The 19,487-nt window shown below is 67.8% G+C and carries 21 protein-coding genes; 8 read left to right on the forward strand and 13 right to left on the reverse strand.

The annotated features are described in order from the left end of the window. Positions 1–34 precede the first annotated feature (34 nt). Positions 35–637 (forward strand): HAD-IA family hydrolase, encoded by a 603-nt coding sequence (locus tag EGM71_RS16830; RefSeq protein WP_188485820.1) that lies wholly within the window; start codon positions 35–37, stop codon positions 635–637. 53 nt (positions 638–690) lie between these two features. Here EGM71_RS16830 and EGM71_RS16835 read toward each other — a convergent pair whose 3' ends face one another. Next, entirely contained in the window at positions 691–1,917 is a 1,227-nt protein-coding gene (locus tag EGM71_RS16835; protein ID WP_188485822.1) for an acetylornithine transaminase, read from the reverse strand. Between the two features lie 63 nt (positions 1,918–1,980). On the opposite strand from EGM71_RS16835, the gene EGM71_RS16840 reads away from it, so the two are divergent. Then, complete coding sequence (locus EGM71_RS16840) at positions 1,981–2,853, forward strand: ion transporter (RefSeq protein WP_014648300.1); 873 nt, start codon at positions 1,981–1,983, stop codon at positions 2,851–2,853. Between the two features lie 81 nt (positions 2,854–2,934). On the opposite strand, the gene EGM71_RS16845 is transcribed toward EGM71_RS16840, so the two are convergent. Continuing rightward, positions 2,935–3,753 carry an SDR family oxidoreductase gene (locus EGM71_RS16845; RefSeq protein WP_188485824.1) on the reverse strand — a complete coding sequence of 273 codons (819 nt, stop codon included), beginning with the start codon at positions 3,751–3,753 and terminating at the stop codon, positions 2,935–2,937. 108 nt (positions 3,754–3,861) lie between these two features. Between EGM71_RS16845 and EGM71_RS16850 the strand changes: the two genes are divergently transcribed. Continuing rightward, positions 3,862–4,545 carry a hypothetical protein gene (locus EGM71_RS16850; protein WP_188485826.1) on the forward strand — a complete coding sequence of 228 codons (684 nt, stop codon included), beginning with the start codon at positions 3,862–3,864 and terminating at the stop codon, positions 4,543–4,545. Between the two features lie 80 nt (positions 4,546–4,625). Here the strand turns inward: EGM71_RS16850 and EGM71_RS16855 are convergent, their stop codons facing one another. Together EGM71_RS16855 and EGM71_RS16860 are read right to left on the reverse strand one after the other, a co-directional pair. Next, a complete protein-coding gene (locus tag EGM71_RS16855; protein ID WP_188485828.1) occupies positions 4,626–5,132 on the reverse strand; it encodes a DUF2867 domain-containing protein in 507 nt (168 codons plus the stop codon). After that, positions 5,129–5,791: a serine/threonine-protein kinase gene (locus tag EGM71_RS16860; RefSeq protein WP_032956028.1), complete on the reverse strand. Its 663-nt coding sequence runs from the start codon at positions 5,789–5,791 to the stop codon at positions 5,129–5,131. The genes EGM71_RS16855 and EGM71_RS16860 overlap by 4 nt, the downstream gene beginning before the upstream one ends. An 85-nt stretch (positions 5,792–5,876) precedes the next feature. On the opposite strand from EGM71_RS16860, the gene EGM71_RS16865 reads away from it, so the two are divergent. Next, positions 5,877–7,874, forward strand: coding sequence for a bifunctional DedA family/phosphatase PAP2 family protein (locus EGM71_RS16865; RefSeq protein ID WP_188485830.1), 1,998 nt, complete (start codon positions 5,877–5,879; stop codon positions 7,872–7,874). Positions 7,875–7,998: 124 nt separating this feature from the next. On the opposite strand, the gene EGM71_RS16870 is transcribed toward EGM71_RS16865, so the two are convergent. The 3 genes from EGM71_RS16870 to EGM71_RS16880 form a co-directional block, all read right to left on the reverse strand. Beyond that, positions 7,999–8,577, reverse strand: coding sequence for an LON peptidase substrate-binding domain-containing protein (locus EGM71_RS16870; RefSeq protein ID WP_188485832.1), 579 nt, complete (start codon positions 8,575–8,577; stop codon positions 7,999–8,001). After that, the gene (mpl, locus tag EGM71_RS16875) at positions 8,574–9,938 is read right to left on the reverse strand and encodes a UDP-N-acetylmuramate:L-alanyl-gamma-D-glutamyl-meso-diaminopimelate ligase (protein ID WP_188485834.1); all 1,365 of its coding nucleotides are present in this window, start codon (positions 9,936–9,938) and stop codon (positions 8,574–8,576) included. The genes EGM71_RS16870 and mpl overlap by 4 nt, the downstream gene beginning before the upstream one ends. A gap of 329 nt (positions 9,939–10,267) precedes the next feature. Further along, the gene (locus EGM71_RS16880) at positions 10,268–10,831 is read right to left on the reverse strand and encodes an adenylate kinase (RefSeq protein WP_014038375.1); all 564 of its coding nucleotides are present in this window, start codon (positions 10,829–10,831) and stop codon (positions 10,268–10,270) included. Positions 10,832–10,967: 136 nt separating this feature from the next. Here EGM71_RS16880 and EGM71_RS16885 point away from each other — a divergent pair, with 136 nt between their 5' ends. From EGM71_RS16885 to EGM71_RS16895, 3 genes are all read left to right on the forward strand, one after another. After that, positions 10,968–12,224: a 6-phosphofructokinase gene (locus EGM71_RS16885; RefSeq protein ID WP_188485836.1), complete on the forward strand. Its 1,257-nt coding sequence runs from the start codon at positions 10,968–10,970 to the stop codon at positions 12,222–12,224. Positions 12,225–12,389: 165 nt separating this feature from the next. Continuing rightward, positions 12,390–13,184, forward strand: a complete 795-nt coding sequence (locus EGM71_RS16890) for a hypothetical protein (RefSeq protein WP_049446584.1) — start codon at positions 12,390–12,392, stop codon at positions 13,182–13,184. Positions 13,185–13,304: 120 nt separating this feature from the next. Further along, positions 13,305–13,694, forward strand: coding sequence for a DUF488 domain-containing protein (locus tag EGM71_RS16895; RefSeq protein WP_188485838.1), 390 nt, complete (start codon positions 13,305–13,307; stop codon positions 13,692–13,694). 165 nt (positions 13,695–13,859) lie between these two features. Here EGM71_RS16895 and EGM71_RS16900 read toward each other — a convergent pair whose 3' ends face one another. Then, entirely contained in the window at positions 13,860–14,363 is a 504-nt protein-coding gene (locus EGM71_RS16900; RefSeq protein WP_188485840.1) for a hypothetical protein, read from the reverse strand. 282 nt (positions 14,364–14,645) lie between these two features. Here EGM71_RS16900 and EGM71_RS16905 point away from each other — a divergent pair, with 282 nt between their 5' ends. Further along, positions 14,646–16,673 carry a sodium-translocating pyrophosphatase gene (locus EGM71_RS16905; RefSeq protein ID WP_188485841.1) on the forward strand — a complete coding sequence of 676 codons (2,028 nt, stop codon included), beginning with the start codon at positions 14,646–14,648 and terminating at the stop codon, positions 16,671–16,673. A gap of 43 nt (positions 16,674–16,716) precedes the next feature. On the opposite strand, the gene EGM71_RS16910 is transcribed toward EGM71_RS16905, so the two are convergent. The 5 genes from EGM71_RS16910 to EGM71_RS16930 form a co-directional block, all read right to left on the reverse strand. Next, positions 16,717–17,022: a hypothetical protein gene (locus tag EGM71_RS16910; RefSeq protein WP_188485843.1), complete on the reverse strand. Its 306-nt coding sequence runs from the start codon at positions 17,020–17,022 to the stop codon at positions 16,717–16,719. Between the two features lie 117 nt (positions 17,023–17,139). After that, entirely contained in the window at positions 17,140–17,859 is a 720-nt protein-coding gene (locus EGM71_RS16915; protein ID WP_188485845.1) for an energy transducer TonB, read from the reverse strand. Then, the gene (gene exbD / locus EGM71_RS16920; protein WP_188485848.1) at positions 17,856–18,281 is read right to left on the reverse strand and encodes a TonB system transport protein ExbD; all 426 of its coding nucleotides are present in this window, start codon (positions 18,279–18,281) and stop codon (positions 17,856–17,858) included. The genes EGM71_RS16915 and exbD overlap by 4 nt, the downstream gene beginning before the upstream one ends. Before the next feature lie 9 nt (positions 18,282–18,290). Continuing rightward, positions 18,291–19,019, reverse strand: coding sequence for a tonB-system energizer ExbB (gene exbB, locus EGM71_RS16925; protein WP_188485850.1), 729 nt, complete (start codon positions 19,017–19,019; stop codon positions 18,291–18,293). Continuing rightward, a complete protein-coding gene (locus EGM71_RS16930) occupies positions 19,006–19,473 on the reverse strand; it encodes a YbaN family protein (RefSeq protein WP_049446594.1) in 468 nt (155 codons plus the stop codon). Before EGM71_RS16930 ends, exbB begins: the two co-directional genes overlap by 14 nt. Positions 19,474–19,487 lie beyond the last annotated feature (14 nt).

Genomic DNA, 19,487 nt, shown 5'->3' on the forward strand with positions numbered 1-19,487 from the left:
TTCCGCACATTCACTGCAATGGCATGCTCAGCCGATGCGGATCGACCTGTTGCTGCTGGATGTGGATGGGGTGCTGGTGCAGTACCAGCGCGCGCAGCGCGTGCTGCACCTGGCGCAGGCACTGGCGGTTCCTGCTGCGGCGGTGCAGGCGGCACTGTATGACGGTGGACTGGAAGCGGCGCATGACAACGGCACGCTGGACGGACCGGCCTACCTGGCGCGGCTGGGAGCGTTGCTGGGCAGGACCGTCGATGTACCCAGCTGGATCGCCGCACGCCAGGCCGCCAGCCATCCGCAGTACGCGGTGCTGCAGCGACTGCAGGCCCTGCAGCTGCCACTGGCGGTACTGACCAACAATGGCGCGCTGATGGTGCAGGCGCTGCCCACCCTGCTGCCGGAACTGTTCCCTGCCCTGCAGGGTCGCGTGTTCTGCAGCGCCGATTTCGGCCTGCGCAAACCCGCACCGGAGGTCTTCCAGCGCACGCTCGACGCACTCGGCGTGGCGCCTTCGCACACGCTGTTCGTCGACGATCTGTTCGCCAATGTGCGTGGCGCACGCGCTGCCGGCCTGCACGCGGAAACCGTGCGCGATGGCCGTGGATTGGGCAAAGTGTTGAAGCGTTACGCGGTGAGCTGATCGGGGTCAGAGCCCTCTCTGCAGGAGAGGGATCCGACCCCAGCACGATGGCTTCAGCGCGCGGTGATGAACGCAGCAATCGCTGCGCGCAGGCGCTTCAGGCCTTCGGCCACTTCTTCGTCGGTGATGTTCAGCGACGGCACGAAGCGCAGCACGTCCGGGCCGGCCTGCAGGGTCAGCAGGCCCTGCTCGGCGGCATGGTCGAGGATCGCCCCGGCCTGGCCAGCGAAGTCCTTGCTCAGCACCGCGCCCAGCATCAGGCCACGGCCGCGCACGTCGCTGAACACGCCGAACTCGTCGTTGATGCGGGCAAAGCCATCGCGCAGTGCCTTCGACTGGCGGCTGACATTGGCGGCGATCTCCGCCGAGGCCAGCTTGCGCAGTGCCACGCGGGCCACCGCAGCAGCCAGCGGGTTGCCACCAAAGGTGGTGCCATGCGCGCCAAACTGCATGGTTTCGGCCACCTTCGGGCCGGCCAGCATCGCGCCGATCGGGAAGCCACCACCGAGTGCCTTGGCCAGGGTGACCATGTCCGGCACCACGTCGTCCTGCCAGTGCGCGAACAGCGTGCCGGTGCGGCCCATGCCGGCCTGGATCTCGTCCAGCACCAGCAGTGCGTTGTGCTGGTCGCACAGTTCGCGCACGCGCTTGAGGAAACCGAATTTGGCCGGCATCACGCCGCCCTCGCCCTGGATCGGCTCCAGCATCACCGCCGCCACATCACCGGCGGCCATCGCGGTTTCCAGCTGCACTTCATCGTTGAAATCGATGTAGCGGAAGCCACCGGGCAGCGGCTCGTAACCTTCCTGGTACTTCGGCTGGGCCGTGGCGGTCACCGCGCCCATGGTGCGGCCGTGGAAGCTGCCGCGGAAGGTGATGATCACCCGCTTGTCGGCCGGGCGGCCCTGGCTGGAGGCCCACTTGCGGACCATCTTGATCGCCACTTCGTTGGCTTCGGCGCCGGAATTGCACAGGAACACGCGCTCGGCGAAGCGGCTGGCCTTCACCAGCTCCTCGGCCAGGTGCAGCGGCGGCGCGCTGTAGAACACGTTGCTGGTGTGCCAGAGCTTGCCGGCCTGCTCGACCAGCGCGGCCACCAGGTCCGGATCGTTGTGGCCCAGCCCGCACACGGCGATGCCGGCAGCCAGGTCGATGAACTCACGGCCCTGGCTGTCCCACACGCGGGCGCCCTGGCCTCGCTCCAGTACCACCTGGCGGGGCTTGTAGACCGGCAGGTAATAGTGCGAAAGGGAGATCAGCGGATCGGTAGCGGCGGTCATGGCAGTCGGCAGGGTTCAGGAATCCCCATTCTCGCGCCGGAACCCCTGCGGCACAATGCGCCCATGCGACCGTTTTCTGCCCCCCAGCTGAACCCCGCCACCGAGACCGGCTGGCGCCGTCGGTGGTTCGACATCATCTACCGCCATGACTCGCGGCCCTCGCGCAACTTCGACCTGATCCTGGTGGTGGCGATCGTCGCCAGCATCCTGGTGGTGATGATCGACAGCGTGCAGCACCTGCATGCCGAATGGTCCACCGGCCTGTACATCCTGGAATGGGCCTTCACGATCATCTTCACCGCCGAGTACCTGCTGCGGCTGGCGGTGGTCAAGCGCCCGCTGCGTTACGCGGTGAGCATCTGGGGCATCATCGACCTGCTGTCGATCCTGCCCGCCTACCTGTCGATGTTCATCCCCGGCGCGCAGAGCCTGCTGGTGGTGCGCGCGCTGCGCATCCTGCGCGTGTTCCGCATCCTCAAGCTGACCCGCTACATCGAGGAAAGCGGCGTGCTGATGACGTCGCTGTGGCGCAGCCGGCGCAAAGTGCTGGTGTTCCTGTTCACGGTAATCACCATCACCATCATCGCCGGTGCGCTGATGTACGTGATCGAGGGCCCCGAACACGGCTTCACCAACATCCCGGCCAGCATGTACTGGGCGGTGGTGACCATGGCCACGGTCGGCTTCGGCGACATCGTGCCGCAGACCGTGCTTGGCCGCTTCGTCACGTCGGTACTGATCCTGATCGGCTACAGCATCATCGCCGTGCCCACCGGCATCTACACCGCCGAACTGGCCAGCACCATGCGCGAAGCCGAACTGGCTGCGCGCCGTGATGCCCGAGGCTGCCCGCACTGCGGGCTGGAGGGGCATGAACCGGATGCGCGCCACTGCCGCAAATGCGGTGGCGAACTACCGGATGCATTCAGCCATTGAGGCAGATGCCGGCCAGCGGCCGGCACTACCGAAACAACAGGGTGCGCGCATTAGATCCACGCCCCGCGTGGATCCCCTGGCTCAATCCAGGAACAGATCCGGCAGCAACGGCCGCGACGGATCCACCGCATAGCCGGACAGATCGGTGACGCCGGCCTGTGCCAGCACTTCATCATCGATCAGGAACTGGCCGTGGAAGCCGGCCGCTTCGCGCACCAGCACCGCATGCGCGGCGTCGGCCATGATCTGCGGCGTACGGCAGCCGGCCACATCCACACCCGGAATCATGTTGATCGCATCGGTGGCAATCACGGTGCGCGGCCACAGCGCGTTCACCGCCACACCCTGCGGGCCGAATTCCGCGGCCAGGCCGAGCGTGACGAAGCTCATGCCCATCTTGGCCAGCGTGTAGCCGGTATGCGCGCCCCACCACTTCGGCTCCAGGCTCGGCGGCGGCGCCAGAGTGAGGATGTGCGGGTTCGGCGCCTGCAGCAGGTACGGCAGGCACGCCTGCGCACACAGGAAGCTGCCACGCGAATTGACCTGCTGCATCAGGTCGAAGCGCTTCATCGGCGTGTCCAGCGTGCCGCGCAGCCAGATCGCGCTGGCATTGTTGATCAGGATGTCGATGCCACCGAAGGTATCGACCGTGGCCGCAACCGCCGCCTGCACCTGCTCTTCCTCGCGGATGTCGCACTTCAGCGCCAGCCCCTGGCCACCGGCGGCGGTGACGGCCTCGGCTGCGCTGTGGATGGTGCCCGGCAGCTTCGGGTTCGGCACCGACGACTTGGCGGCGATCGCCACGTTGGCCCCGTCGCGCGCAGCGCGCAGTGCGATGGCCAGGCCGATGCCGCGCGAGGCACCGGTGATGAAAAGGGTTTTGCCCTGCAGACTGCCCACGTTCCACACTCCAGCGTATGCAATGAGCCGCTAGTATGCCGCGCCGACGCGGAGTTCACCCGGCCTTGACGATACTCGAGCCTCCAGTCAACGCACGAGGTCCACGCCATGCGCCGTTCCCGCCTGCTGCTGCCTGCCTTGGGGCTTGCCCTGCTGACCGCCTGCCAGGGCCGTTCGCCGGAACCCGGCAAGGAGCCGCCTGCCGGTGAAGCGCCGAGCGCAGAGCAGGCCGCCGCCGACGGCAAGCTGCGCTGGAGCGAGGCAGTGGTCTGGGATGGCGACCTCAACGCCTGCCGCCAGGGCGAGAACGCCGCCACCCGCGAGTGCCTGCGCGATGCAATGCGCGCCGGTGGTGCCAGCGCCGATGCCATTACTGCCGCCGAGCAGTTGTCCACCGGCGGCGAGCTGGCCTATGTGACCGCCTGGCACGAGAACGGCGGCCTGGGCGTGGCCACGGTCGAATACCCGTTCCGCGCCAACACCAACGAGGGCACCCGCCTGGTCGACGCCAGCGGCAAGCGCATCGACGTGGATGCCGTGCAATTGGACGACACCCTGCGTGCCGACCCCACCGTGCAGGAACTGCTGAAGGCCAACCCACAGGCCACACCGTTCGCACCGGCGCAGTCAGCCGGGGCCACGCCGCTGGAGAACGGCGGCATCCGCGTGATGTATCGCACGCCGCTGCGCGACTGCCACGCCTGCCCGGATGTGGGCCAGCTGCAGATCGCCTACGACTTCGACGCCAAGCGCAACTTCATCGGCCAGCAGGTGGTGCCGGCGACGCCGTAAGGTCACCGGCGTCTGTAGAGCCGAGCCATGCTCGGCTCTACGACACGATTCTGCCCAGCGCATCCACGCATGGCGTGGATCTACCGGTACAACTGCACCTGCTTCTCCAGCAGACGCGGCACGATCAGCCGATGCACCGGGGCGACCGGCAGCATGTACACACGCCCGAACGCGTTATGTGTATGCACCACCGTCGCCACTTCCAGCACATCGCCCTGCCACTGCAGGGCCAGCTGCACACGCAGATGGCGGTCGTCGTCTTCCAGCACGATGGCATCATCGTCCAACGACTGCAGGGTGAAAATGCCCAGCCGCTGGCCGGGTTGAGGATCCTCAACATCCTGCACCGCGCGCAACGAGCCCAGGTGCTTCATGCCGAGCAGGCGCATGCCGCGATTGCGCAGCGCCATCAGCCCATCGAACCAGCCGGGAATGGTCGCCGCCATGTCGCGATAGGCCTGCAAGGCCGAGCGCCCATCGCGACGTGTCGTCGCCTGGCAGGCGTGCACGAAGTCGGCGACGGCCAGCTGTGGGCGCAGGACGCTGCCCGCGCTCGGCGGGCCGGTCACCACCTGCGCAGGGCTCACGGCTTCGGCCCCTGACCCTCGTTGTCTTCCCAATGCAGGATGCGGCGGGTGACGAAGCGGTAGACCGGCTTGCCGGTGGCGAACCACAGTTCGCGTACCCACGAGGTGCGCTTGAGCACGCGCTTCTCCACCGGGGTGAGTGACTCGCGGCAGTACATGCGCTTGTGCTTGAGCAGGTGGCGCAGGTCCTCGCGGGCCAGCAGGCGCATCCAGCGCGAGCGCGGGTTGCCGATCACCGCCAGCTGGAAATCGATCAACGCCGGGCGGCCATCGTCGGTGACCAGCCAGTTGGCTTCCTTGGCCAGGTCGTTGTGGGCCACGCCATTGCGATGCAGCTGCTGCAGCAGGCGACGCGCGGCGCGGAACCAGGCCAGGTCACCGCGTGGCGGGCGCTGGTACATGGCATCGCCGGCCATGAAGCTGCGGTCGAGATGACGGCCATCCCACGCCAGCAGCTGCGGCACATCGGCCATGCCGTGGATGTGGCGCAGCGCGCGTGCTTCGCGGCGAGCCAACCACCAGGCCGGCAGCCGCAACCACAGCGGCGTCGCGCCCAGATCACGGCGTACGAAGGGGCCGGCAGGCCCTTCCACAAGGAGGATGCGACCGAAGCTGTCGGCCTTCAGGGCGTGCGAGGGCGTGTCTGGCGAATGCGGCATGTGCCCATTCTAGGCGATGGCGCCCGTTGCAAACGGTCACGAAGCGGCTGGGAACCAGTCACCTTCACGCCCCTATAATCGGGCAATGGACTCTTCATGGATCGACGCCACGCTTGCGTGGATTGCCGCTCACCCCGTGCTGGCGGGTGCCGTTATCTTCCTCATCGCCTTCTGCGATGCGGTGATCATTCTCGGTGCCATCGTGCCGGCCCTGCCGCTGCTGTTCGCGGTGGGCGTGTTCATCGGCCTGGGCCAGATCTCCGGGCCGTACGCGGTGGCGGCGGCGGCGCTGGGTGCGTTCGCCGGTGATGGCATCAGTTACTGGATCGGCCGCCGCTGGGGCGACCGCCTGCGTGGCGTGTGGCCGTTCAGCCGTTACCCGCAGCTGCTCGACCGCGGCGAGAACCTGTTCCGCCGCAATGCCTTCAAGAGCATCCTGATCGCACGCTACGTGGGCGCCATCCGCCCGTTCGTGCCGGCCATCGCCGGCATGATGAAGATGCCCGCCAGCCGCTACATGCAGGCCAGTGGTATCGCCAGCATTTCGTGGGCGGTGCTGTTCCTGGCACCGGGCTGGGTGCTTGGCGAGGCCTACGACGCGGTGGCGGCGGTGGCCGGGCGGCTGGTGGTGGTGGTCGGCCTGCTGGCGGTGATCCTCGGCCTGGTCTGGGCCATCGTGCTGTACGGCTATCGCTGGTCGGCCGCGCGCATGGACAACTGGCTGGCGCGCCTGCTGGACTGGTCCAACCGCCACCCGACACTGGGCCGCTATACCGTCGGTGTGCTGGACCCGAAGCGCCGCGAGTCGGTGCCGCTGGCGATGCTGGCATTGATGCTGCTGGTGCTGGGCTGGGGCTGGTTCGCACTGCTGACCGTGGTGGTCGCGCACGGTGAACCGCTGGCGATCGACCTGCTGGTGCACCAGGCCATGCTGGCGCTGCGCAATCCGCTGGCCGACTACCCGATGGCCGCGCTGGCGTCGCTGGGCGCCTGGCAGGTACTGCTGCCGGCCACCGCGGCGGCGATGGGCTACCTGATCTGGCGCCGGCGCTGGATGGCGGCCGCGCACTGGCTCGCCGCCCTCGCCTTCGGCCTGGCATTGACCATGCTGCTCGGTGCCACCGTTGATGTGGTGCGACCGATCGACGCCAGCAGCGGCTTCGGCTTCCCGTCGGTGTCGGTGACCATGGCCACCATCACCTTCGGCTTCTTCGCAGTGCTGATCGCGCGTGAGATGCCCGGCCGCACCCGCGTCTGGCCCTATCTGGTGTCGGGCATCGTGGTCAGCCTGATCGGCTTCTCGCGGCTGTATCTGGGCGCGCATTGGCTGAGCGATGTGATCGGCGGCATGCTGTTCGGCACGTTCTGGCTGCTGGTGCTGGGCATCGCCTACCGCCGCCGCTTCAACCGCTCGTTCTGGGTGAAGCCGGTGGCATGGCTGTTCTATGGCGTCTTCGCCGTCGCCGCGATGTGGTACGCACCGCGCCACATTCCGGTGAAGCTGGAACGCTTCGAGCCGACCCTGCCGGCCCCGCAGGCAATGGACACGCAGGCCTGGTGGCAGCACGACTGGGCGAAGCTGCCCGCGCGCCGCAACGAGTTCGATGATGACCAGCGCTGGCCGCTGGACGTGCAGGTGGCGGGCCCGCTGGCGCCGCTGCAGGCGCAGCTGGAAGCACGCGGCTGGAAGCGGCAGGAACAGGCCGGCTGGCAGGAGGCGCTGCTGATGCTGGACAAGAACACCGGTGCCGACGAACTGCCGGTGCTGCCGGCCACGCTGGAAACGCGCGTGGAGGCGCTGCTGATGGTGCGCCAGGGTGCGAAGCCGGATGAGCGCTATGTGCTGCGTCTGTGGCCGGCGCCGACCCAGCTGCAACCGGGCAACACGCCGCTATGGCTGGGCAGCGCGCAGACCCTGCGCTACGAGCGCCATTTCGAATGGATCGGCATGTGGCACCCGCTGCGTGGCGTCGACCCGGCACTGAACGCGGTGAAGGAAGCCGTGCAGGACCTGCCGCAGCGCGAGGATGTGCACAGCGAAACCGGATTGCCGGTGCTGCGGCTGAAGACCACCACGCCCTGAGGGTGCCGCGCCTTGGTGGATGCCAACCTGGGTTGGCGCTTCGGGGAAAGGCTGCCAACCAAGGTTGGCATCTACCGGTTCCGCCGCGCTCTGGTAGTCGCCAACCTTGGTTGGCGTTGACCGGTTACGGCATCCAGCCCAGCAACTGCTGCAGGCGCTGGTGCGGGTCGTCCATCTGCAACAGCTGCAGGCGCTGCTGCTCGCTCAGCGGCAGCAGTTCGGCCAGCCGCCAGCCGACCCAGCTGGCCTGGTCCAGCAACGCCGGGTTGGACGGCGCATAGGCCTCGCCGGCCTGTTCGATGATGTGCCCCAGCACCGTGGCCAGCAGCGCGTGCTGCGGTCGCAGTTCGTCGTCGGGGTCTTCATCACACCAGCGCACGTCGGCGACCAGCAACCCGTTGTCGCGCACACGGGTACGCTCGACATGGAAGCGGCGGGTGCCACGCAGGCGCAGCTGCAGCACGCCATCGGCACCGACATCGAAGTCTTCGATGCGTACCTGCACGCCATAGGCGGCCGGCGTCGCCGGTGGCCCCACTTCCTGGCCATCGAGGATCAGGCAGACACCAAAGCCCTCACCACTACGGCCGCTGTCGCGGACCAGGTCCAGATAGCGCCGCTCGAACACGCGCAGGCCCACCGCCGCACCCGGTACCAGCGTGGTGTGCAGCGGGAACAGCGGCAGCGAACCGTCGCTGATCATCGGGACTGCAGGGCGGCGAGGAAGCGGCGCGGCGCGCCGTCGAAGCCACCGTTGGACATGAACACCACGTGGTCGCCGCTGCGCACGCTGGACTGCAGCTGCGCCAGCAATGCGTCGGTGTCCGGCACTGCGTGCGCCTCACCGCGCACCGCGGCGATCACCGCAGCGGCATCCCAGGCCAGTTCCGGGCGATGCAGGAACACGACTTCATCGGCCAACGCCAGCGACGGTGCCAGCGCCTGCGCATGTGCACCCAGCCGCATCGAGTTGCTGCGGGGCTCCATCGCGACCACGATGCGCGCATCGCCCACCTTTGCACGCAGGCCTTCCAGCGTGCTGGCGATTGCGGTCGGGTGGTGGGCGAAATCGTCGTAGACGGTGATGCCGTCATGGCTGCCGATCACTTCCATGCGGCGCTTGACGCTGCGGAAACGCGCCAGCGCCGGGATCACCTCGGCCGGCGCCACGCCCACGGCATGCGCAGCGGCCAGCGCCGCCAATCCGTTGAGCACGTTGTGGCGTCCCAGCAGCGACCACTGCACGTCGCCCAGCGCCTGCCCACGATGGTGCACGCGGAACGCACTGCCATCGGCAGCCAGCAGCTCGGCATGCCACTCCAGCGATGGATCGAATCCGAAACGCTCGACCGGGGTCCAGCAGCCCATCGCCAGCACTTCGGCCAGATGCTGATCCTCGCCGTTGACGATCAGGCGGCCACGCGCCGGCACCGTCCGCACCAGGTGATGGAACTGCCGCTGGATCGCCGCCACGTCCGGGAAGATGTCGGCGTGGTCGTATTCGAGATTGTTGAGGATGGCCACCAGCGGCCGGTAGTGCACGAACTTGCTGCGCTTGTCGAAGAAGGCAGTGTCGTACTCATCGGCTTCGACCACGAACTCGCGGCCCTGGCCCAGGCGTGCGGAGACGCCGAAATCCTCGGCGACGCCGCCGATCAGGAAGCCCGGCGAGCGCCCGGCGCTTTCCAGCAGCCAGGTGAGGATGGTGGTGGTGGTGGTCTTGCCGTGGGTACCGGCCACGGCCAGCGTGTCGCGCCCCGGCAGCACCTGCTCGGACAGCCACTGCGCACCGGAGATGTAGCGCTGGCCAGCGTCGAGCACGGCCTCCACCGCGGCATTGCCGCGCGACAGCGCGTTGCCGATCACCACCTCGTCGGTGCCGGCCGGCACACTGTCGGCGCGGTAACCCTGGTCCAGGGTGATGCCCAGCTGCTCGAGCTGGGTCGACATCGGCGGGTAGATGGCCTGGTCGCTGCCACTGACCGCATGGCCCAGTTCCCGCGCCAGGGCGGCCACGCCGCCCATGAAGGTGCCGGCGATTGCAAGGATATGTACGCTGCTCATGACCGAGGATTGTGACCGATGACGGCTGTATAGGGCCAATGTCCGCTTCCGGGTAAGACAAGTCCTACACAGGATGTGAGAAAACTCCAATCAGCTGTCAGGGAATTCCCGATAGCGATGTTCTGTGAACCCGGACACAATTCGAACTGCCAGCCGCAGTACCCGAACCGGTCCTACTCCCCAAGAGGCCATCCCCAAGGGAGCTCATGCTGCGGGGCCCTGAGCAAGCCCTTCGCTGGCGCCTATCAAACGACACAGGCCTGATCCTCGCGGACCAGGCCTGTGTTTTTTTATGCCCGAAGGGCCGGACGCATGCCGGCCCTGCCGGATCAGGCCTTGATCGCTGCCAGGATGCGGGCTTCGATCTCGTCCAGCTCGCCGACGCCATCGACGCGGGCCAGGGTGCCACGGCCGGCGTAGAAGTCGACCACCGGGGCGGTCTGGTCGTTGTAAACCTGCAGGCGCTGGCGCACCGCTTCCGGATTGTCATCGGCGCGGCCCTGCTCCTTGGCACGACCGGCGATGCGATCGACCAGCAGCTCGGTGGCCACATCCAGCTGCACCACGGCGTCCAGCGGCTGGCCGATCTTGGCCAGCAGGCCGTCCATCGCATTGGCCTGGGCCACATTGCGCGGGTAGCCATCGAGGATGAAGCCCTTGGCGACATCGGCCTGGGTCAGGCGCGACTCCAGCATGCCCAGCAGGATGTCGTCCGACACCAGGTTGCCGGCATCCATCACCGTCTTGGCCTGCTTGCCCAGCTCCGTGCCGGCGGCGATTTCCGCGCGCAGCATGTCACCGGTCGAAATGTGGGCGATCCCCAGCTTTTCCTTCAGGCGCGTCGCCTGTGTCCCCTTGCCCGAACCGGGCGGTCCCAACAGAACCAATCGCATTGACCTGACTCCAACGTGTTGAAAACAAAGAAGGTTCGCGTCCCGGACGGTCCGGTATCGCTGCACCGCAATAGCGCCACTTTACCGCATCCGGGTAATGTCCCTGCAATGTCCCCTCCCCCGAGCAGGTAGAAGCATGCGCAACGGTACTCTCCTTTATGCCCAGTCCGGCGGTGTCACCGCCGTCATCAATGCCACGGCGGCAGCGGTGATCGAGCAGGCCCGGGCCAAGGGCATCAAGGTCCTGGCCGCCCGCAACGGCATCCTCGGCGCCCTGCGCGAGGAGCTGATCGACACCAGCAAGGAGAGCGCTGCCGCGATCCGCGCCCTCGCCCATACCCCGGGCGGCGCCTTCGGCTCGTGCCGGGTCAAGCTGAAATCGCTGGACGCCGACCGCGCCCGCTACGACCGCCTGCTGGAGGTGCTGCGCGCACATGACGTGCGCTGGTTCCTCTACAACGGTGGCAACGACTCGGCCGATACCGCGCTGAAGGTCTCGCAGCTGGCCAAGGCCTCCGGCTACGACCTGACCTGCATCGGCGTGCCCAAGACCATCGACAACGATCTGGCGGTGACCGACACCTGCCCCGGCTTCGGCTCGGCGGCCAAGTACACCGCCGTCTCGGTGCGCGAAGCGGCGCTGGACGTCGCGGCGATGGCCGAGACCTCCACCCGCGTGTTCATCTACGAAGCGATGGGCCGCCACGCCGGCTGGTTGGCCGCGGCCGCCGGCCTGGCTGGCAACGGTGATGACGAAGCGCCGCACATCATCCTGCTGCCCGAGCGCGCCTACGACGAGGCCGCGTTCCTGACCAAGGTGAAGGCCGTGGTCGAGCGGGTCGGCTACTGCGTGGTGGTGGCGTCGGAAGGCATCGCCACCGCCGATGGCCGCTTCGTCGCCGATGCTGGCGGCGGCAAGGACTCCTTCGGTCACTCGCAGCTGGGCGGCGTGGCTGCCCACCTGGCCGCACGGGTCAAGGACCAGCTGGGCCTGAAGGTGCATTGGGCCCTGCCCGACTACCTGCAGCGCTCGGCCCGCCACCTGGCCAGCAAGACCGACTGGGAGCAGGCGCAGGCAGTCGGCAAGGCCGCCGTGCAGCTGGCGTTGAAGGGCCAGAACGGCGTGATGCCGGTGATCGTGCGCAGCAGCGATGCGCCCTATCGCTGGAAGATCGAAGCGGCGCCGCTGTCGAAGATCGCCAACCACGAGAAGAAAATGCCGGCCGGCTTCATCCGCCGCGATGGCTTCGGCATCACCGCCAAGGCACGCGCCTACCTGTCGCCGCTGATCAAGGGCGAGGCACCGCTTCCCTATGGCGCCGATGGCCTGCCGAAGTACGTCACCCTGAAGAACGTGGCGGTGAAGCAGAAGCTGCCGGCCTTCGAAGGCTGAGGTGCACCTGCGCCCTGTGCGGAGCACGGGGCGCATTGCGGCGACCGCCGATGCACCCCACAATCGGGCTCCGGCCCGGGGCAAAGGGGCCGCCGCAAGCCAGATTCGACGCCGCCCGGCCTGCAAGGCCAGGGCCTGTGCTGCCATTCCACAAGGACTGTAACCATGAAGCACCCGATCCTGATCGCCGCGCTGCTGTGCGGTGCTGCCACGCCGGCCTTCGCTGCGACCTGCGAAAGCAACTTCCAGAAGAAGGGCAATCCCTTCGTCGGCACGACCTTCACTTCATCGGTCACCCATCCGGACCTGACCGTGGCCAGTGCCATCGGCCAGATGCGGGTGATCGCCAAGAACGCCAACATGGACGTCCTCAGCGAGGACGTGGAAGGCGGCTCGATGCTGATCGAAGAGCCGGAATCCATGGCCCACAAGCCGATTCCGATGATCATCAGCGCCACCTCCGAAGGCGGCCAGGGCACCGTCGGCATGGTGGTGAAGGTCAACAAGGGCGCCATCGCCCCCGCCGACGGCGTGCGCGAAGAAATGTGCAAGCTGCTCAACCAGATCAAGCCGGGCAAGGCTGGCGAACAGGCGGCCAAGGCCACTCCGCAGGCGTCGGTGGTGACCATTGCCGCCGACCGTTTCGGCTTCCAGCTGCGCAACCAGAACAAGGACAACCCGGCCGCGATCGAGCCACGCTACAAGGGCAAGACCTACGCCATCACCGGTCGCATCACCACCGTGCTGCGCAGTGGCGGCACCTACAACACCAGCTTCGACCTGCCCAGCGATGGCAGCATCGACTTCGAGCGCGTGGCCATTTCCTGCTCGTTCGCAGCCAACCAGGCCGCGTATGCGCTGGCCCTGCGCCCGCGCGAGAAAGTCACGCTGACCGGCGTGGTCGACAATTACGACCAGATCGGCCGCGTGCTGTGGCTGAAGGACTGCCGCGGCAACTGACCGCTGCCGGCTTGAGCGAAGGCCCGGGTGCGCAGGCGCCCGGGCCTTTTCATTCCCGCAGCGGTTCACGCTTGGCGCACGTGCATCGCAGGATGATGGATGCCCGGCCTGGAGATCATCATGGCACTGCGTGTTGTTCGACTGGGTACGCCGCGCCAACCCGGCGAGGGACTGCGTATCGGCACCGTCAGGCGCCCGCCGCGCGGCGTGCCACGCAGCGAGTTCGCCCGACAGGACTGGTACGACGTCTGGTTTCCGACCCTGTCACCGAGCGCGGAGCTGGTGAAGCGGGCGCATGAAGCGAAGACCGCCGCCGACTGGACTGCTTTCTTCCGCCACTACAAGGCCGAGATGAAGGCGCCCGATGCCGCCCACGCGCTGGACCTTCTGGCTGCGATGTCGCAGCTCAGCGACATCAGCGTGGGGTGCTACTGCGAGGATGAAGCGCACTGCCACCGCAGGGCATTGCGCGAGCTGCTGGTAGCGCGCGGGGCCATGCTGGCGGAGTGATGGTTACAGGGTTGCCGGCCAGCGGCCGGCACTACCAGGTTGCCCGCCGGGCATGGCCCGGCACTACCGATGCGCAGCGAAGTAGATCCACGCCATGCGTGGATGCGCAGCGCCGGGCACGTCAGTAGATCCACGCCATGCGTGGATGCGCGCTGCTGGACGGCCTCAATTGCAGGCCTTGCCTTCCATCTGCAGCTGCGCGGCGAACATCGTCACCTGCGGAATCTGGCCGGCCGCCGCCTGCTTCTTCGCCTCCTCCAGGTAGATGCGCGACTGGCCCTGCCCATCCAGCTCGACCTTGTTGCTCGACGGCAGGCGCCACACCCGCACCACCGCCTGCTGCGCCGGGCACGCGGCGTTGGGCACGCGGATCACATCGTTGAGCTTCCAGCCCTTGTCGGCACTCGGCTGGGCCTTGGTGTAATCGACGAAGCGCGCGCGTGGCTGGCACTGCTCGCTGGTACGCACGGCGGAGAAGCGGTACGGCGCGGCGGCATCGCCAGTGAACGCACCTTCCAGGCGCGCGCAGGCCTCGGGGATCTGACGCAGCGTATGCACCGCGCCCACCGCCTGGGGTGCGCCCACGGCACGCTGCAACTCCGGGGTTTCCGCGGCGAGTGCCGGCACGGCCGGGACCAGGGCGGCGAGCATCAACAGGGACAGGCGCATGGAGGATCTCCTTCAGGACTCCGCGCAGGCTTGCAGAGACTGGCTTAACGGGGTGCAAAGGCGCATCCATCGAGCAGCCACTGCGCTCGCCGGGCACGGCCCGGCGCTACCATCCGGGCGCAGGTGCACGCATACTGCGGGCACCAGGGAATGCTGAACACCGCCATACGTCGGACGACCACCAAGGTCGGTACGGGTTGGTTCCAGGCTGCAGCCCGTCGTCCCCCTCGTGGTGCCGTTCATCGCCACTGGATGCCTACATCCATTCTGCGGAGGGGTCTAATGCTGGAACGTCACGGGCTGTCACTGGCGCTGGGCTGCGCCATTCTCGCGATCCTGTTCGGAATCGTCTCGGCGCGCTGGATCCTGCGCCAACCCACCGGCAATGAGCGCATGATCGCGATCGCCACCGCGATCCAGGAAGGTGCGCGTGCCTACCTCAACCGCCAGTACCTGACCATCGGCATCGCCGGCGTGGTGCTGTTCGTGCTGGTCGGCATCTTCCTCAGCTGGTACACCGCGATTGGTTTCGCGGTCGGCGCGGTGCTGTCCGGCGCCGCCGGCTACATCGGCATGAACGTTTCAGTACGCGCCAACGTGCGCACCGCAGAGGCGGCGCGCCACGGCATCAGCGCGGCGATGGACGTCGCCTTCCGCGGCGGCGCCATCACCGGCATGCTGGTGGTCGGGCTGGGCCTGCTGGGCGTGGCCGGCTACTACGCGCTGCTGCTGCGCATGGGCCTGCCGATGGAACAGGCGCTGCACGCGCTGGTCGGCCTGGCCTTCGGCTCCTCGCTGATCTCGATCTTCGCGCGCCTGGGCGGCGGCATCTTCACCAAGGGCGCCGACGTCGGCGCCGATCTGGTCGGCAAGGTCGAAGCCGGCATTCCCGAGGACGACCCGCGCAATCCGGCGGTGATCGCCGACAACGTCGGTGACAACGTCGGCGACTGCGCCGGCATGGCCGCCGACCTGTTCGAGACCTACGCGGTGACCGTGATCGCCACCATGCTGCTGGGCAGCCTGATGCTGGCCGAGGCAGGCGCCAATGCGGTGCTGTATCCGCTGGTGCTGGGCGGCGTATCGATCATCGCCTCGATCATCGGCGCACTGTTCGTCAAGGTGAAGCCGGGCGGCTCGATCATGGGCGCGCTGTACAAGGGCGTGATCGTCTCAGGCGTGCTGGCCGCCATCGCCTTCTATCCGATCACCACCGGGCTGATGTCCGACAACGTGCATGGACCGATGGCGCTGTATGGCTGCGCGTTGATCGGCCTGGTCCTGACCGGGCTGATCGTGTGGATCACCGAGTACTACACCGGCACCCAGTACAAGCCGGTGCAGCACGTGGCGCAGGCATCGACCACCGGCCACGGCACCAACATCATCGCCGGCCTCGGCATTTCGATGAAGTCGACCGCGCTGCCGGTGGTGGCCGTGTGTGCGGCGATCTGGGGTGCGTTCGCGCTGGCCGGCCTGTACGGCATCGCCATCGCCGCCACCGCGATGCTGTCGATGGCGGGAATGATCGTTGCCCTTGATGCCTATGGACCGATCACCGACAACGCCGGTGGCATCGCCGAAATGGCCGAGCTGCCCTCGGAGATCCGCGACATCACCGATCCACTGGATGCGGTGGGCAACACCACCAAGGCAGTGACCAAGGGCTATGCGATCGGCTCAGCGGCGCTGGCCGCACTGGTGCTGTTCGCCGATTACACCCACAACCTGCAGGCGGCCAATCCCGGCCAGGAGTTCCGCTTCGACCTCAGCGACCACACGGTGATCATCGGCCTGCTGATCGGCGGCCTGATCCCCTACCTGTTCGGTGCGATGGCGATGGAAGCGGTCGGCCGCGCGGCGGGTGCAGTGGTGGAAGAGGTGCGGCGCCAGTTCCGCGAGATCCCCGGCATCATGCAGGGCACCGGCAAGCCGCAGTACGACAAGGCGGTAGACATGCTGACCCGCTCGGCGATCCGCGAAATGATCGTGCCGTCGCTGCTGCCGGTCGCCGTGCCGGTGGTGGTCGGCCTGCTGCTGGGGCCGCGCGCACTCGGCGGTCTGCTGATCGGCACGATCGTGACCGGCCTGTTCGTGGCCATCTCGATGACCACCGGTGGCGGCGCCTGGGACAACGCCAAGAAGTACATCGAGGATGGCCACTTCGGCGGCAAGGGCAGCGAAGCGCACAAGGCCGCGGTGACCGGCGATACCGTCGGTGACCCGTACAAGGACACCGCCGGCCCGGCAATCAATCCGCTGATCAAGATCATCAACATCGTGGCGCTGCTGCTGGTGCCGCTGTTGTAGATCCACGCCATGCGCAAACCCGTAGAGTCGAGCTTGCTCGACTCTACGGCCGCGCCCGCCTCATCCACCGGATGACAAGCAGCACCAGGACGATCATCCAGCAGGCATAGATCGGCCGGTCCCAGCCATCGAAGAGGCTCAGCGGGCTGCCGATGAAGGCGAGCGAGGTCAGCCACGCGCAGAGTACGCCGGGCAGCCACGTGCCACGCCAGATGCAGAAGGCGGCGAACACCAGCAAGGGCAAGGCCAGGATGATCGCTGGCGTGAACGGTGCCAGCGAAAGCACGGCCACGCATGCAGCCAGGAACACGCTGCACCAGGCCAGCACCCTTAACGTCCATGTCGTCATGTCAACCTCCGCGCGTCCATTGACGGTCGTTCACGAGCATAGCGCCTGTGCGCTGCCGTGAATTCCGGTTGGGGTCAGAGCCCTTTCCTGCGGAAAGGGATCCGACCCTGATGGCGGTCACCGCCCGCGCAGGAAGAACGACACCGGCACCATCACTTCCACCGGGTCGCCGGCCACCTCGGCCGGCGGCGACGGGACCGGGCTGGCCCGCTGCACGGTGTCCAGCGTCTCCTGGTCGAGCAGCGCGAAGCCACTGCTGCGGCCCAGCTTCACCCCCGAGACCGCGCCATCGCGGGCCACGGCAAAGCGCACGTAGACCACGCCCTGCTGGCGCAGCCGCTCGGCCTGGCGTGGATAGCGCCGGTGCTTCTGCAGGTGCCCGAGCAGGCGTCCTTCCCAGGTCGCTTCGGCACGACTGCGCTCACCCGCCGTGGTCTGCGGTGCGGTGTAGCGCGCGGCCGCGTCGGCGGCCACCTGCGGCGGTGCGCTGGTCTGCGCGACATTGGCATCGGCGCTGTCCGGCGAGGGCGTTGGTTCCGGCGCTTCTGGCGGAGGCAGCTCGCCCTGCGGCTGCACCGGTGCCTTCGGTTGCTCACGCACGGCTGGCGTCGGCGCCTGCCGCTGCTGTTGCTGCTGCAGCGGCCCAGTCGCGACCTCGCGCGGCGGCACCGGCGGTGCCTGTGCCATCGGTGCCAGCTCCAGCATCAGCGCCGCGGGTGGTGCTGTTGCCGCCTGCACCGGTGCGCGGGCCACCCACCAGCAGGCTGCGCCGATCAGCAGCGCGTGCACCAACAGCACGATCGCCAGGCTGGTCGCCCAGCGCCGCAGTCCACTCATCGTGCGCCCTGCTCCAGGCCAACCAGCGCCACCTTCAGGTAGCCCGCCGCACGCAGCGCATCCAGCGTTGCCATCAGTTCGCCGTAGGGCACGTGGGTATCGGCACGCAGGAAGATGCGCTGCGCGGTATCGCCGTGGGTCGCCGCCTGCAATGCAGCGGCCAGCCCGTCGCGCGCCACCGCCTGCTCGCCGACGCGCAGCGACAGGTCGGCCTGCACGGTCACATACACCGGCGCCTGTTCCGGCGGCGTGGCACCGGCACTGCTGGCCGGCAGCTGCACGGGCACCGACACGGTGGCCAGCGGTGCGGCCACCATGAAGATGATCAGCAGCACCAGCATCACATCGATGAAGGGCGTGACGTTGATCTCGTGCGCTTCTTCGGGGGTATCTTCGCGGTCGGAGGCGGTCCTGATCGCCATCGTCGTGCCTCAGTGCACCGCGCGCAGCGGTGTTGCCGCGGTACGCGGAGCGGTGCGATCGAGATCACGCGAGACCAGCTGCTGCACGGCCGCCGACAGATCGCCGAGCAGCCCACGCAGGCTGGCCAGCACGCGGCTGAAGTGGTTGTAGACCAGTACCGCAGGAATCGCCGCCACCAGGCCGAGCGCGGTCGCCAGCAGGGCCTCGGCAATGCCTGGAGCAACCACCGCCAGGTTGGTGGTGTTGCTGTGCGCGATGCCGATGAAACTGTTCATGATCCCCCACACCGTACCGAACAGGCCGACGAACGGCGCCACCGCGCCGATGCTGGCGAGCACGCCGATACCGCGCCGCTGCACGCGCGCCGTTTCCAGTTCGATGCGGTCCAGGCGCGAAGCAACGCGTTCCTTGATGCCGTCGCGACTATCCAACTCCTGCGACAGGCGCAGCTCGGTTCGCGTCGCGTCCAGCATGGCGAGTGCGGTGCCCTGCTGCAGGCTGGCCTCCGCGCTCCCGCCGGGCAGGCTTGGCGCCTGCAGCAACAGCGCGCGCGCTGCACGCAGCTGCCGACCCTGACGAGCCAGCTCCCAGCCCTTGGCCAGCAGCACGGTCCAGGTGGCCAGCGAGGCAAGTGCCAGCGCGATCATCACCGTCTTCACCACCACGTCGGCGGCCAGGTACATGCCCCACGGGGTCAGTGCAGGAGCAGCCACGGGGGCCAGGTCAGCAGGCAGCATCGTCTCGGTTTCCATCAGCATCAGGGGTCGCGGCGCGACGACGGGCCGCGCGCGGATCATTGGCGTCGTCCACTTCCACGACCGGATTGGGCTCCAGCCGCGGTGCCGGGCGGCTGAGCACGTAGCCGGCGCTGACCGCGAAGAACAGGCCCACGCCCAGCAGCAGGCGCCACGACGGGTGTGCGCCCCAGCAGAACAGCGCGAAGCCCACTGCCATGCCGGCGCTGGCGAACGCCTTGCCCTTGCGCGACACCGCGCCTTGTTCGCGCCACAGACGCAACGAGGGACCGTAGCGCGGATGCGCCAGCAGGCGCTGCTCGAACTTCGGCGAACTGCGCGCGAAGCACCCCACGGCCAGTATCAGGAAGATGGTGGTCGGCATCACCGGCAGCAGCGCGCCGATCACCCCGAGGCCGACCATCAGCCAGCCCAGCACGAACCAGAGCCAGCGCATCAGCGTTGCGCCGA

Origin of the sequence: Stenotrophomonas maltophilia, from assembly GCF_006970445.1 — a bacterium.
GTDB classification, from domain to species: domain Bacteria; phylum Pseudomonadota; class Gammaproteobacteria; order Xanthomonadales; family Xanthomonadaceae; genus Stenotrophomonas; species Stenotrophomonas maltophilia_AU.

Coding starts and splice junctions, on each gene's coding strand:
- EGM71_RS16840 (WP_014648300.1), top strand. CDS start 1,981: ATGCGACCGTTTTCTGCCCCCCAGCTGAACCCCGCCACCGAGACCGGC.
- exbB (WP_188485850.1), bottom strand. CDS start 19,019: ATGCTGCCTGCTGACCTGGCCCCCGTGGCTGCTCCTGCACTGACCCCG.
- exbD (WP_188485848.1), bottom strand. CDS start 18,281: ATGGCGATCAGGACCGCCTCCGACCGCGAAGATACCCCCGAAGAAGCG.
- EGM71_RS16910 (WP_188485843.1), bottom strand. CDS start 17,022: ATGACGACATGGACGTTAAGGGTGCTGGCCTGGTGCAGCGTGTTCCTG.
- EGM71_RS16880 (WP_014038375.1), bottom strand. CDS start 10,831: ATGCGATTGGTTCTGTTGGGACCGCCCGGTTCGGGCAAGGGGACACAG.
- mpl (WP_188485834.1), bottom strand. CDS start 9,938: ATGAGCAGCGTACATATCCTTGCAATCGCCGGCACCTTCATGGGCGGC.
- EGM71_RS16930 (WP_049446594.1), bottom strand. CDS start 19,473: ATGCGCTGGCTCTGGTTCGTGCTGGGCTGGCTGATGGTCGGCCTCGGG.
- EGM71_RS16915 (WP_188485845.1), bottom strand. CDS start 17,859: ATGAGTGGACTGCGGCGCTGGGCGACCAGCCTGGCGATCGTGCTGTTG.
- EGM71_RS16835 (WP_188485822.1), bottom strand. CDS start 1,917: ATGACCGCCGCTACCGATCCGCTGATCTCCCTTTCGCACTATTACCTG.
- EGM71_RS16895 (WP_188485838.1), top strand. CDS start 13,305: ATGGCACTGCGTGTTGTTCGACTGGGTACGCCGCGCCAACCCGGCGAG.
- EGM71_RS16885 (WP_188485836.1), top strand. CDS start 10,968: ATGCGCAACGGTACTCTCCTTTATGCCCAGTCCGGCGGTGTCACCGCC.
- EGM71_RS16850 (WP_188485826.1), top strand. CDS start 3,862: ATGCGCCGTTCCCGCCTGCTGCTGCCTGCCTTGGGGCTTGCCCTGCTG.
- EGM71_RS16860 (WP_032956028.1), bottom strand. CDS start 5,791: ATGCCGCATTCGCCAGACACGCCCTCGCACGCCCTGAAGGCCGACAGC.
- EGM71_RS16830 (WP_188485820.1), top strand. CDS start 35: ATGCGGATCGACCTGTTGCTGCTGGATGTGGATGGGGTGCTGGTGCAG.
- EGM71_RS16870 (WP_188485832.1), bottom strand. CDS start 8,577: ATGATCAGCGACGGTTCGCTGCCGCTGTTCCCGCTGCACACCACGCTG.
- EGM71_RS16905 (WP_188485841.1), top strand. CDS start 14,646: ATGCTGGAACGTCACGGGCTGTCACTGGCGCTGGGCTGCGCCATTCTC.
- EGM71_RS16865 (WP_188485830.1), top strand. CDS start 5,877: ATGGACTCTTCATGGATCGACGCCACGCTTGCGTGGATTGCCGCTCAC.
- EGM71_RS16890 (WP_049446584.1), top strand. CDS start 12,390: ATGAAGCACCCGATCCTGATCGCCGCGCTGCTGTGCGGTGCTGCCACG.
- EGM71_RS16900 (WP_188485840.1), bottom strand. CDS start 14,363: ATGCGCCTGTCCCTGTTGATGCTCGCCGCCCTGGTCCCGGCCGTGCCG.